Source organism: Colwellia psychrerythraea, assembly GCF_000764185.1.
In the GTDB taxonomy this organism is placed as follows: domain Bacteria; phylum Pseudomonadota; class Gammaproteobacteria; order Enterobacterales; family Alteromonadaceae; genus Colwellia; species Colwellia psychrerythraea_B.
Genome location: NZ_JQEC01000016.1, coordinates 46,213 through 60,033, shown reverse-complemented (window position 1 = coordinate 60,033; position 13,821 = coordinate 46,213). Strand labels below are relative to the sequence as shown.

The following is a 13,821-nucleotide window of genomic DNA, read 5'->3' as shown; positions in this document are numbered from 1 at the left end:
CTTACCTATATAGCTTAATCCTAGTTCAGGTTACTTAGCCAAAATAGTTAACACAGCGCTGTTCATTGCTTGTGTTGCAGTGCTAATAACCTTTTGTGCATCGGGTGCCCAATATGGGCTGTGTAGTGATGGTAAACCCTCGCCAGTTTCTTGCGCTGCTTGCCATTTATCAACAGGTACACCACCAACCCAAAATATCATGCTTTTAATATTGGTATCCGCTTTGTAATAGCGGCCAAAGTCTTCACCGGCCATTACAGGAGGTACTTCAATAATGCGATCTTTACCTAACTCGGCGGAAAATAAGTTGGCCATTTTTTTAGTAAACTCAGGTGCATTATAGGTTGCTGGCGTGTATTCATCCTTCACCGTTACTACGGGTAATAACTTTTCAGGTAACCCCATGGCGATGCCTTCGCCTTTAGCTATTCTTGCAATACCATCTAATAAAGTTTGACGTGTTTCATCGGAATAACTACGCACGGTTAATAATAATAACGCCTGATCAGAAATAATATTGTGTTTAGTACCTGATTGAAAACTGCCTACGGTTACCACGGCAGGATCTTGTGGATCTAATTCTCGACTCACTAGGGTTTGTAAAGCGCCAACAATGCGTGCACCCAAAACGATAGGATCTTTAGTTGCGTGTGGGTAAGCACCATGACCACCAACCCCTTTAACAAGGATATTTACACTATCGACATTAGCAAAAGTAAAACCAGGAGTGTAACCAATAACCCCGGCCTTTAAACTGGCTGAATTATGAAAAGCTAAGGCATAGTCAGGTTTTGGGAAACGTTTGTATAAGCCGTCAGCAAGCATATCTTTTGCGCCACGACCGCGTTCTTCAGCAGGTTGCAGAATCATTACTAAAGTACCTGACCAGCTCTTTTTATTTTCACTAAGTAACTTTGCTGTGCCAACCCAGCTGCTCATATGGGTATCGTGAGCACATGCATGCATAACATGCGCTTGTTGGCCTTCTTCAGTGGTGGTAGTAACTTTTGAAGCAAACGCTAAACCGGTTTGCTCTTTTACTGGTAGGGCATCCATATCGGCGCGAATTAATACTGTAGGGCCTTTACCGTTTTTTAATACCGCAACAACACCGGTACCACCAACTTTCTCAGTAACGTCAAAACCTAATTCACGGGCTATTTTGGCTAGTTTTTTTGCGGTATTAAATTCTGCACTGGATAGCTCAGGGGTTTGGTGTAAATCTTTATATAGCGTCATCAACTCAGGCATGGCGGCTTGTACTGACTTGGCATTGTTACTGCTACTATTCGCTGTAGCATAGGTTAATGAGCTGCTGACAAGGCATAAAACAGAGGTTATTAATGCTATATTTTTCATGGTATTACTCAAAGAATGATTTAAAAACCATCTTAGCGTAATGAACTAAGCTGTACAAATGAGATTATCTTGAAGAAGTGTACTAAATAAGTGTACTGAATTAGGAAGGAGATGCTAAGTGAGTAATCAACTAGCTGTTTAGTACAGCTTATTGATTACTCATATTGAGTGTTATCTATACCAAAATTAAGGTAAACACTTTATGGGTGAAGCTGCCAAATTACCCCTGCATCCTTGGTTGGGTTACCCGTAGTACTGGCACCTCCACCAAAAGCAAATTTAGGTAAAGCGGTAATACGGCTGGTACCCGTTTGATGGCCTCGTGCTGCCATCATACCTGTAGCACCTTTATAAGCAGTTAAGCTGCCTCTAAAGCCACGAGCTTTTAACTCTTTGGCAAGCTTTGAACCAAAACTTTTTGCTAATGGCGTCATATTATTCGCGCCAAAACACGCAAGGATATGAAAATCAATTTTACGTTGACCGCCGTTGGCAATTTTTAGCTTAATAGCAGAGGCTAATTGTGAAGCTGTCCAGCTTACATTGCCAGTGCCTAGTACCCAAGTAACTTTCTCTGTTGAATATTTATGGCCATGACCACCAATAAGTATTTGATCACCAGAGCCGATATCACTCCATTGCCCTGCAGGCTTTGAGTTACCATACCTAGTACGACTAGCAGAAGTACCATCTAAAAAAGGTAATATAGCGTCGCGGTTAGTCATTCTAGCAACGGTATCGCTATGCCAACCGTCATCTTTAAAAGGAAGCCAGTAGTAATTTTTCATTTATAACCTCAATAGTTGTTATTAATATTATTCAGCTAGTGCACTGACGTTAGTTGTCAAACGTATTTGCACTTACACATTAATTTTTCTAGTGTGTTTTTACATCTAGTTTATCTTACTTTAACTTAAGGTAAACCTATTCGTTTATTAGTCCATATTATTCAATTAGATCTTCTGGTGTAACTGGCTGGAAAATATCACCGTATAAACTATGCAATACCATATTTTCAGGTTTTAGAGTGGTCTTTTGTATTTCCTGCCAAGGTACAATATAAAGAACTTGTGGCAGTTCTTTGTTGCCTTTAATAAAACTGGTTTTTAGCTCTAGTCTGTCTGTTGACTCTACATTGTTTTGGCTACTCTCTTCATAGGCCATGGCAGTTAAGCTGAAAAAGAGTAGTAATAGCGCAGATAAGCTGAGATTGATTATTTTTTTCATTAATTATTTGCCGCCATGGTTGCTTGTAAACTTTCTAACCAGTTCTCAGTGTTTTCGTCTTTTTCGCCGTTATAGGCTAAATAGAATTGATAGTGCTCAATGGCTTTAGTAATGTCTTGCAGGTAAATATCAAAAAGTAATGCTAAGTTGTAATGGGCAAGGGCGTAATCTGATTTATTACTGATTGCCTTTAAATAGTAGTTTTTGGCGTTATGAATCTCGCCCTTTTTTTGTGCTAAATATCCAGATAAGTTCCATGCCTGCGCCATATTGGGATTTTTCTCTAAGGCGGTTTTTGCATAATCCTCTGCTTGAGCCAAGTCTTTTTGTTTAATACTGATTAAGGCTAAATTAGCCCAGGAGCCGGCAATGTTCGGTTGGCGTTCGCTCATGGAAATAAACAACGCTTTAGCCTGGTCTAGATCATTATTATTTAAAGCAACTATAGCATTTTTGTAGAGCTGAAGTTCCTCAATTGAAGACTCCGTTGTTTTATTATTTGTTACCGGTTTATTGCTTGTTACTTGATTACTACAAGCTGAAATGGTCATTATAAAAATTATGACCAAGGTAATGCTCAAGGTATTGTTAAGGGTAGGTTTAATGTAAGACATTGATAAAGTTCTCTACTTTTGGCTCTCGCTTATACCTTATTGGAAATAAGCGCTGTAATGCTTGATGGCTCTTTTTTATCCATTGGTCGTAAATATCATCTTGGGTATAAGCCAGGTTAACTTCATAAAATTCGATGGCTTTTTCTTCAAATGGAAAGGCTTGATCTTCGAGTAAAAAGAGATACTGTTCTTTTTCATCATCACTAAGGTGCTTGGGCACTTCCGAGGTTAATAAGGCCTGACTAAAGTCATTGTATATTGTGGCAATGGCATAGGTGGCTTCTGTAGCTGTTTCAGCAACGCCATAAGAAGAGGCTCGGGCATAGTAGTTAACACTTGCCTGCATTTTTTGTTTTTTACGTTTTAAGTTCTTCTTTAAAGGGCGAACTAATTTTACTGTTGAAAAACCTCGGCTTTCTTGACGTGCTAGGGCAATTGCCGCATTTGAGGCGATAAAATTAGTACGCTCATTTTTAGCTGAACTGGGTGTCTTTTTATCTGTAGAAAGAATTCTTCTATGCCAGAAAAGGCTTTTGTTCAGCTCATTGCTCTGGGCATATAATTGCGTTAATTGATACATAGCTTCGAAGTAAGGCATAAAAGGTTGAGGGTAGGTTTTTATATACTTTTTTAACGATCTCACGGCTGATGAAATATCGTTATTTTGTTGATAAAGATCAGCGGCTTTTAGCAGTGAAGCCATTTTGTATTCTTTACTATTTTCATGGCTCGACAACTTCTCTAATTCTTTTGCTGCAGCAATATCTTGCTTAGAGTTTAAGTAGGCCACCGATAACTTTTTAGCGATATCATTTGAATTTTTATGCTGTGGATATAAGCTTCTAAAGCGCTTGATATAGTCAATGGCAGGTAGCCATTGTTCACTCTGAATGGATAAAGCAATAGCATCAAAAAGACCTGAAGCTGCGGTTTCACTTTTTGGTGTTAATTGAGATATTCTTGCATAGTGCTCGATAGCTAAGGGTATTTCTTTTTGCTCAACAGCACTTTTACCTTGATAAAATATCGCTAAGGCTAGCCCTTCAGTAGCTGAGCTTTTATCTTTAGCACTTAACTCTTGGGTTTTCATTAAAGCAAAGTAGCTACTTTCTGCTGCTAGGTACTCTTTGGTTTGGAAGTAAGCGTGTGCTTTAACCATATTAATGGTGTTAATGAGTTTAGTGCTTTTATTACTGATAACTAATTCTGCTAGGTGAATTGTATCGTCAAATCTTTTGTTGTTATAAGCGGCATCACTGGCACGCGCTATTACTTTAATAGCTTGTTCATCAGTAGGGTATTGTTGAGCATATAGAGTTGATGCCTCAATTAATCGGTTAAGCCAAATTGCCTTACTTTCAGGGTTAGTTGCATCAGTTAATAATTTATCAGCTAAGGTAATGACTTGGTATGCAGCGGCTTTATTGGTGACAGTCTGTTCGTCAAAACCCGCCAGTTTATAATGCTTATAGGCAAGTTCTTGCATGTTATGCTGTAAATATAGAGAAGCAAATAAGAAGTGGATATTGTCTTGGCGAGAGTAAGCTGAAAAATGTGCTAAATAATTTTTGTACCAACGCTCAGCGCGAGTGAAATCAGCTAGTTTATTACTTTTTTGATACTCTTTATGGTAAGTCGCAGTTTCAATCAAAATATGATTCTTCAATGCTAGACTTATCATCTCGTAGCGTTTTTTATAACGGCCTTTTTTGTTCAGCCAATAACTGCTTGTTGGTTGGTAGTTGCTATAAAATTGCTCGAAGGCTTTTTTCCTCTGCTCGACAAAGCCAGATTTTTTCCAAATATCAACAACTTTTAGTGACGCTTGTGCCGAAAATTCAGAATCGGGAAATTGGCTGATATAACTATTTAGGGTACCGACAGAATCGTTATAACGTTGCTGTTTGAGGAAGGTGTCACTTAAACTGCTATAAATATAATATAAATTATTTACATGCTCTGTTTGTTGGAAGTATAGGTTCAAAGGCTCTACGCCACCAAGGTAGGAGAATGACAATCCCATGGCACGAAAGTATTCATCGAATAAACTCTGTTGACTGGCGGATAATTGCTCATACTGCTGAAAATCATTAAAGTTAATCGCCTGGACAAAATCATCGGCCGCTTCAATGTAAAACTCTTGTTTAAAGCGAGACCAGCCACGTTTATAAAGCGACTTTTCATAAAACACCGCATTATTTTTAGCGATAATAATTTCAGTGTACTTATCTTCAGCCAAGGTATATTTTTTAGCGCTAAAGGCGTACTCAGCTAGTCTAAATTGCGCTTCTAGATAATAACGTGACTTAGGGTAACCCTTGGCCAGCAATTTCAAGGTTTCATGGGTCTGATCGTATTCACCCTGTTGATCGTAAGCTTTGGCTAACTGGTAAAGTGTGACATCGTTATGTTTAGCTTTAGGGTAATCTTTTATTGAGGTCTCTAATAACTCAATGGTTCGGTTGAGCTTTTCATTGGCGAGTTTTTCTTGGGCGGCTTCAGCCGTTTCACTTTGTAATAACTCTTCAGATAATTTAAATTCGATAGCTGCCAGGCGGTTTAAAGCATCGGCCCGAGATAAATCTGATTTAGAGGCATGTTTTAAATAATTAATGTATGCGTCGCGAATATCACCTTCTGATGTGGCGATGTTCTTTTTTTGTGCTCGGCTTTTACTCTGCTCTGCATTATCGATGTTTTGCAGTGTTTGCCGTGAGCTCTCTTTTTCGTTGCAGGCACTGAGTAATAGACTCAGGCAGCAAACTAATAATAACCAGAATTTAGTGGCATTAAGCTTTGAAAAAATAAGTGTTGATAAGTTACGCGGCATTACTGTTCAACCGTATTGTTGTCATAAAGTCTGGCCAAGCCATACCTAGATTGATTTAAATAGCTACTTAATTGAGACACTCTATTTTGCATGATACTTTTTGCCATCATGATGGTGATATTTTCATATTCGTCATTAAGCGCAGTAATTTTTTTGCTAATTTGGGGCTTGTTTAACCTTGTAAGTGAATCTTTAAAAGCCAGCATATTTTGACGTTGACTAAAAAAATACTTAGGGTAATTTGCCAAAAAATCGACTCGGGTTTTGTTATTAGCATCTGAGTTAGCATTAGCAATGCTCATAACAGAATTTTCACTCATTGCCATAGTGGCTTTTTTGAGAATAAGTGGTGAATTAATTAAGCGATTCATGGAATTTATCTTGTCTTGATAATAACCAGATGCTTGTGAATAACCGAGTGATGCTGTGGCTAGTTGCTGTGATTTTTCATAGAAAAAAGGCATCAATAAATAGGCTTCATCAATGGGTAAGTCATCTTGTTTTTTGTCTTTTAAAAAGCGAGTGGCATTTAACGCACCAATATAATCGTCTTGATGTGCGGCAGTTAAGGCAATGCCCAATAACGCTTGATTACTATATCGGCTATTAAGGCCAACCAGTTGGAAGGTTTTTCTGGCATTGCGGTAGTAGGCTTGATTGAGTAGAGAATAACCTAGCGTGATATATAAACGGTTTAGGGCTTTCTCTTTATTTTCCGTTTCTTGTGAGGTTAATAGCTGTGAAATAATTTGATGGCCATCAGTCCACCAACCTTGCCTGATATTAGCGAGTGCCATATTAAATTGTGCAGCAGCATAATATTCACTACTAGCGACAACTTTTTCATAGGCCTTTATAGAGCGGTGATGTTCGCCTTGTTTTTGCAAAGAAATACCGGTCATTAATTGTGCGTGATGATATTGCTCTATAGGTAATTCACTCATATTATCTTTGAGGTAAGTTAGTACTTTAGGCCAATTTTTACGTTGAAAGTAAAAGTCTGCTAGCAGGTAGCTAAGTTGGGCGTTAACCCCATCATCGCCTTGGTCATTAATTTTGCTGATCAAGTCCTGAGCATTTATTAAAACATTATTATCGAGTAACTGCTTAATCAATAAAATGACTTTAGGATCGTAATAGTTGCGCGTTAACAAAAATTGATTTCTGATGATCAAGGCCGTCGCTTTAATCGGTTTTTTGAGGTTGATTTCATTTATTATGGCTTGGGATAAAGCCTCAAGAGAGTTGAAACGGGCTGCTTTGAGTTTTGCTGTTTTAATTATTTTATTATAAAAGTCGTTTGTAAATTCTTGGTGTGCTTTATCAATTACTGCTAGCTGATTTTGATAGTTTTTTACTTCTGCAGCGGCACAATAAGTGCTAACAAATAAGCCGAACGAAAATAAGCTTACATAAATGAAATGTACAAAGAGGTTTGTGACTGTGGCTTTCATTAAAGATACTTCATTTGATGTTGGCTAATTGAGCTCGTCATAGGGTTAATATTTAGGTTTTTTAGAAAGCTAAAATAAGCATCAACGGCTACGCTAGTTAGCGTAGCCGTTGATGTTTTACTCGTTATTTACATAACTGAGCCTTAGTTCTGTCTTAGTTCAATTTCAGTTATGTTAATTGGTAGGTAAATAAACCTTCCTCATTAACATTTACCTCGATATGAGATATTTGCTCATTATTAGAGAGCTTAGTTAAACACTCAACCGCCATTTCAGGTAATAAAGTTCGGGTTAAAATATTTTCAATATTACGTGCACCTGTATCAACTTCTTGGCTTCTAGCAAGAATATGCAGCATCACTTCTTCATCATAACTAAAGGTAGCGTTGTAGTGCTCTTTAACGCGTTTAGCAATGCGATTCATATTGATTTTACATATCTTCAGTAAGTTCTCATCACCCAGAGGGTAATAAGGAATTACGGTTGTACGACCAAGGAATGCTGGTTTGAAATAGTTCAGTAGCTGAGGTCTAAAGTTATCTAATAATACTTCAGGATCAGGCAATTCTTCACTTTGTGCACAAATAGCGCGGATATGCTCTTCACCGGCATTTGAGGTCATAATGATAATGGTATTTCTAAAATCGATATCACGACCTTCACCATCTTTGATGGTACCTTTATCAAATAAGTTATAGAAAATATCTTGTACGCCAGGATGAGCTTTTTCCATTTCATCAAGTAAGATAATACTGTGTGGTTTTCTACGAGCAGCTTCGGTTAAAACCCCGCCTTCACCATAACCAACATAACCAGGAGGAGAGCCAAGCAACATAGATACTTTATGCTCTTCTTTGAACTCTGACATATTGATGCAAGTGATGTTTTGTTCACCACCGTATAATTCATCAGCAAGCGCCAGTGCGGTTTCGGTTTTACCGATACCACTTGAGCCTACCATAAAGAAAACCCCAATAGGTTTACGTGGATCAGTTAAGCCGGCACGTGATGTTTTAATACATTCAGCGATAGCTTCTAATGCATGGTCTTGACCAATGATACGTTTTTGTAAAATATCTTTTAGACCCATGATTGCTTTGATTTCGTTGGAAACCATTTTACCAACAGGAATACCAGTCCAGTTAGCAACAACTTCTGCAATGGCTTGACTGCCTACATTCACTTGAATCATAGGCTCATCACCTTGCATTTCAGTTAATGATGCCATAAGAGCATGTAACTCTTCTTTGGTTGCAGCGACTTCGTCAGCGGTTAATATTTCAGTTTTGTTCTTACCATCATCTTTTACATTCCCATCAGTGCTCTCGGGAACATTCAGTGTAGCTTCAATTTTTTTCTGTAATGCATGAATTTTTGTAACAACCGCTAACTCTTTTTTCCATTGAGCTTCTTGCTTAACAAGTAACTCAGTAAAAGCTGTTTGTTGTTCAGTTAATTCAGCAATAGTTTCTTGATGGTTACCTAATGTCGCTTGTTCTCGCTCTAACGACTTTATTGTTGTTTTCGCTTGAGTAATATTTCGGCGAGTATTTTCAACCGCTTCAGGCGTCGCACTTTGGCTTAATGATACCCTTGCACAGGCTGTATCAAGTAAACTCACTGACTTATCAGGAAGCTGACGAGAGGTAATATAACGACTAGATAATTTCACTGAATCAACAATCGCTTCATCCATAATACGTACGCCATGATGGTTTTGTAATACGTTAGCTATGGCGCGCATCATATTGATGGCTTTTTCTTCACTGGGCTCTTCAATTTTAACCACTTGGAAACGACGTGTTAGTGCCGGATCTCGTTCAAAATATTTTTTATATTCTGCCCAAGTAGTTGCGGCTATGGTACGTAGCTCACCACGTGCTAATGCAGGCTTTAATAAATTAGCTGCGTCGCCTTGGCCTTCTTTACCACCTGCACCAATTAAGGTATGTGCTTCATCAATGAACATGATAATAGGTTGGGGTGATGCTTTTACTTCAGCTATCACTGATTTTAAACGATTTTCAAATTCACCTTTAACACTAGCACCGGCTTGTAGTAAACCTAAATCGAGCGTGCGCACACAAACATCTTTTAGTGCATCAGGCACGTCGCCTGCTGCGATACGTAAAGCGAAACCTTCTACTACGGCGGTTTTACCAACACCAGCTTCACCGGTTAAAATAGGGTTGTTTTGACGACGACGAATCAAAATATCAATGATTTGACGAATTTCTTCATCACGACCTAAAATAGCATCGATTTTGCCTTGTTTTGCATCTTCAGTTAAGTTCACGGTGAACTTATCTAATGATGGTGTTTTACTTGGCGCACCAGGCATTGGCGCCTTGCTATTAGATGTATCACCCATCGCGCTAGAGAGTGACTCAGCAGTTGTACCAACAATAGCACGAGTTACTTCACGTAGTGACTCTGGTTGAATTTTCTTTAACTCACCTGATAATGCAGATGTTGATTGACGCATACTGTCATCAAGCAATAACGCCGTTAATATATGCGCAGACGTTGCAACGCCGTGACCATATTCAACGGAGGCGAGCATCCAGGCATTTTTGCTGATATCAACAATGCTTGGAGATAACGCTGGTGCTCTGGTATTGCCGCCTTTAATACGGTCCAATTCTCTGTTTAAGTCTTGATGGATTTTGCCCAGATCAATATCAAACTTATCAAAAATAGCCAAAATATCGCTATCAGGTACTTCCAATAATTTTAATAACCAGTGCTCAATCTCAACATTGTAATGAGTACGTGAAAGACACAGTCCCGCAGCTCCTTCTAGTGCATTACGAGAGGTTTCATTCAACCTACCGACTAATGATTTTAAATCAATTGTAACCATATCTATTCCCTCTTTGTTCAAGTGATGTTAATTCACTTGATATCACTTCATTACATAAGTTTGTTAGTACTAACAAACGCCTTGTACATTGTTGCAGCATGAAACGCCGCAAATTTTGGTAAAACTCTTTTCGCCATTATAAAACTCAGCAACACCGCCAGCGCGCAGCACCCAATGAAATTCATCATCAGCGATATAAGCTAGGCCTGAAGAATAACAAGGTAGCTCTTTATAATTGCCGTTACCTTGTTTTTCATGGGTGAGCGCGGCATGTTGGTAGAACTCTTTTAATTTTTGTGGGCTGACATAAAATCCTTTGCAGGCTTCTGCCATTTCAGGCCTTTTTTTAATGCTCTCGCCTTGAGTCAATACTGTGATCTCAGATAATTCATTGGCGGGCCGACTGCTTGAACAGGCGCTAATCAAAGTAATAAAACACAATACAAATGCCAAATTAAGGGGCATTAGTGGTAAATTTTTATTGTTACTAAAACGGCTAAAATCTATCATAGTTTTATCTCCTAGAAATAGGTATATCAACTACGGCATTGCCGTGTTTAGTATCGATAGATTTGCTCGATAACCAACTAGTCCAGCCTAAAATGGGTTTGTTATCAGTAGCAAAACTTACCTTACTCGGCAATTCTTTTTTTAACGTTCTTAAGATAAAGCTATAATCGTGTTCAAAACCTAAATACAGCCGAACAAACTCATCTAAGGCTTTTAGGTGAGGAGTTTGTGGGGTGAATTTTTTTAATTGTTTAGCGGTTAATGGCCCTAAAATAATATTGATTTTTCCTTGAGCAAAGAAACCACTTTTACCTAACATAACCGTCTTTCCTAACTGATTATTTTGTCCAGCAGCACCGTTATTTGGTAATTTGGTTCGAACATCATCAATTAAAGGTTGCCATTGACCAACAAACTCTTTTATTTCTACCGGTAACTGAAAATGGCTTTCAATAATTTGCTTAAGGCCGGAAGCCGTGCGTACAGAGCTACTTAATAGTCCAGCATAACGCAGCAGTGATTCATCTTTAGTGTATAAGCGGTCAGTAAGGTTGCCGGTACCCAAGCCAACCAATGCCAATAACATCTTGGTGAAATTATCTGTTGTCGTCTTAGGTTTACTGCTTTTACTGGTATTACTATTTTTTTCCTGAAGGCTATTAATATCAGTTGCACTGATATTGCCTAGTCGGCTTCTTTCATATTGCAGTGGCGCAAAGTACTTCACCGATGATTGAAAAAATAATGAGGCAGCCCTGTGGTTAAATAAATTAAAAAACTCACTAATGGTTTTATCTTTAAGTTTTAATCGTTTCAATACCGTTTCGGTGTAGTGATAAGGCAAGACACCATTGCTACCGGTTAAGCCGATAAAGTTAAGCTCAACTCGCCATTGATTATTTTCAGAATTTGCTTGATACAAGGGTTCAACAGATGAAATTTCAGCTGAAGGAAATGATAACGATTGTCGACTGGTAAAGCGAATGCATTCAGATTGTGGCGGCATAAAGCGACCCACAGACGCAATTGCTGAAGTTTCAACCAAATCATTATAGTTATTACTGCGCTCAATCAACCGAACAGTTTGCTTAAAAGAAAACTGATAAGGGTACTGAGCTAATGTATCTATTACAGCAGTATTTTTTCGCCAGCTCGCGGTGGACATTTCTTAAAATAACCTTCTTTATTTTTTGTTTTTATTAGTAATCGAGTAAATGAGTTTATAGAGCAATATAAGCCAAAAAAGTGCTCTAACACGCTCGAAAATAGGAAAACACTACTGCCACTCAATAACGAATCATCAATGTTCACTGTGATTTCGATGCCGCGACACATAGCTGTATAACCATCAATTGTGAGGGGGGCGCTAATAGATTTTGCTTCTACTTTACTAATAGATTCTATCAATGTTCGGGTAACTGCTGAGCCTTTAAAGTCATACAAACGCAGAATTTCTTTTAAGGCCAAACAGGCATTATTACCACCGGTAAGTGATAAAAAGTTCAAATTCAAATGAGAAATTAAACGCCACCTTGCATGATCGCGAAGTGGCGGTCTGATAACCGCAGTTGGCTGCATTAAATAGCGTATTGCCGAACAAGGAGGTGCACTGTCGGTACATTGTAGTTGAGACTCACCGACAGAATAAGGTAATTTTTGCGGTAAATCTCTATTACTACAAGTAGTTTCAATAGTAATAGTGCGATCTTCAGGGATATTCGGATTAAACGATAAATCTACTAACGATAAAAATACATCCGTGCCTTCATCTCTATCATAGGTATCAAGCTTGGCATTACGGCGTGCGGCAAACCAAAATGAATGAGAATTATTTTCTTGCTGCTCGTGATTCATGCCATAAAAAGGCAGGAAATCGACATCGTCGCCATAATATGAAGACGCGGTTACATTATCAATACTATAAACTTCATAACCCGTTGAGCGGCGCGAATCAGGGGTAACCTTATATTCGTGCTGAGTATGCTCTAGTTTTATTGGGTCAGCGCTGTGGGCAAATAAATTCACCACTGGTGTACAACCTAAGTTGAAGGTCGACTTTGAAATATTATGCTCAAGCTCAACATTCATATTATTGAGGTAAATATAAAAGTCTAGGGTATCACCATCATGCTCTACTAATTTTTTAGCAACGCCTACAATATCAATAAACATGAATTTTTCAGGGAAGGCAAAATATTCTGTTAATAACCGGTAGCCTATAAAAGAGGAATCTGGGTATGGCAACATACCTTCACTTGTTGAAAATCCCACCGATTGAATTGCTTTCATGCCTAAGTCAACGGGCTGAGTATCTTGCTCAGAAGTCGCCATAAAAGTACGGTTACAATCATTGAGTAACATTTCATACAGCGGGTTTATATGTTGCGCTTGGCCTTTAAGATAAAAACGTAGTTTATCAATCTCTAGATCGGCAAAATTTATATCTTTAGAAAAGGTTTTAAGGGAAATTTTAAGCACACTATCTGCACCTCTAATATTTGCAGAGCCTGGCGTGAAAAAAGGCTTAGCCATTAAACTGGCAGAGGTTACTTCAATGGGTAATAAAGGGATTTCATAACTGGTGGTAAAACGGCAATTCTCACCTTGAAACTGTGTTGTTTCTAATAAAGTCCCGCTTGCTATGGTGTAATTTGAGTCAAGCTGCTCTTTATCGGCAACAAACTGCACAATAGACATGGCCGGAATAGGGCGCTGATAATGCGGGTACAAAGTACCTAGTAGGGCATCACTTATCTCGGGAAAGTCATCATCAAGCTTATGCTGAATTCGAGCATTTAAAAAGGCAAAGCTTTCAATTAAACGTGAAACATGTGGGTCTTCAATGGTGTCATTATTAATACCTAAACGTGAGGCTATTTTAGGGTGTTCTTTAGAGAACTCAGCACCGAGTTGGCGTATATACACCAATTCTTTTTCATAAAATGGCAGTAGCTCGTCAGACAT

10 protein-coding genes are annotated in these 13,821 nt (G+C 38.5%); all 10 read right to left on the bottom strand.

All coding sequences use genetic code 11. The features are described from left to right. Window positions 1-30: 30 nt before the first annotated feature. Complete coding sequence (locus tag GAB14E_RS14670; protein ID WP_033081747.1) at window positions 31-1,359, bottom strand: amidohydrolase; 1,329 nt, start codon at window positions 1,357-1,359, stop codon at window positions 31-33. A gap of 200 nt (window positions 1,360-1,559) precedes the next feature. Then, window positions 1,560-2,147 carry a hypothetical protein gene (locus GAB14E_RS14675; RefSeq protein ID WP_033081746.1) on the bottom strand — a complete coding sequence of 196 codons (588 nt, stop codon included), beginning with the start codon at window positions 2,145-2,147 and terminating at the stop codon, window positions 1,560-1,562. A gap of 157 nt (window positions 2,148-2,304) precedes the next feature. Beyond that, window positions 2,305-2,586, bottom strand: a complete 282-nt coding sequence (locus tag GAB14E_RS14680; protein ID WP_052093592.1) for a hypothetical protein — start codon at window positions 2,584-2,586, stop codon at window positions 2,305-2,307. Continuing rightward, window positions 2,586-3,200, bottom strand: coding sequence for a tetratricopeptide repeat protein (locus tag GAB14E_RS14685; protein WP_033081745.1), 615 nt, complete (start codon window positions 3,198-3,200; stop codon window positions 2,586-2,588). The genes GAB14E_RS14680 and GAB14E_RS14685 overlap by 1 nt, the downstream gene beginning before the upstream one ends. Then, complete coding sequence (locus GAB14E_RS14690) at window positions 3,187-6,030, bottom strand: tetratricopeptide repeat protein (RefSeq protein ID WP_033081744.1); 2,844 nt, start codon at window positions 6,028-6,030, stop codon at window positions 3,187-3,189. The genes GAB14E_RS14685 and GAB14E_RS14690 overlap by 14 nt, the downstream gene beginning before the upstream one ends. After that, window positions 6,030-7,484, bottom strand: a complete 1,455-nt coding sequence (locus tag GAB14E_RS14695; protein ID WP_033081743.1) for a tetratricopeptide repeat protein — start codon at window positions 7,482-7,484, stop codon at window positions 6,030-6,032. Before GAB14E_RS14695 ends, GAB14E_RS14690 begins: the two co-directional genes overlap by 1 nt. 169 nt (window positions 7,485-7,653) lie before the next feature. Beyond that, window positions 7,654-10,347, bottom strand: coding sequence for a type VI secretion system ATPase TssH (tssH, locus tag GAB14E_RS14700; RefSeq protein WP_081967770.1), 2,694 nt, complete (start codon window positions 10,345-10,347; stop codon window positions 7,654-7,656). Between the two features lie 69 nt (window positions 10,348-10,416). After that, window positions 10,417-10,857 (bottom strand): hypothetical protein, encoded by a 441-nt coding sequence (locus GAB14E_RS14705; RefSeq protein WP_033081742.1) that lies wholly within the window; start codon window positions 10,855-10,857, stop codon window positions 10,417-10,419. Between the two features lie 4 nt (window positions 10,858-10,861). Further along, complete coding sequence (locus tag GAB14E_RS14710; protein WP_033081741.1) at window positions 10,862-12,022, bottom strand: type VI secretion system baseplate subunit TssG; 1,161 nt, start codon at window positions 12,020-12,022, stop codon at window positions 10,862-10,864. Continuing rightward, a complete protein-coding gene (tssF, locus tag GAB14E_RS14715; protein WP_033081740.1) occupies window positions 11,986-13,821 on the bottom strand; it encodes a type VI secretion system baseplate subunit TssF in 1,836 nt (611 codons plus the stop codon). The genes GAB14E_RS14710 and tssF overlap by 37 nt, the downstream gene beginning before the upstream one ends.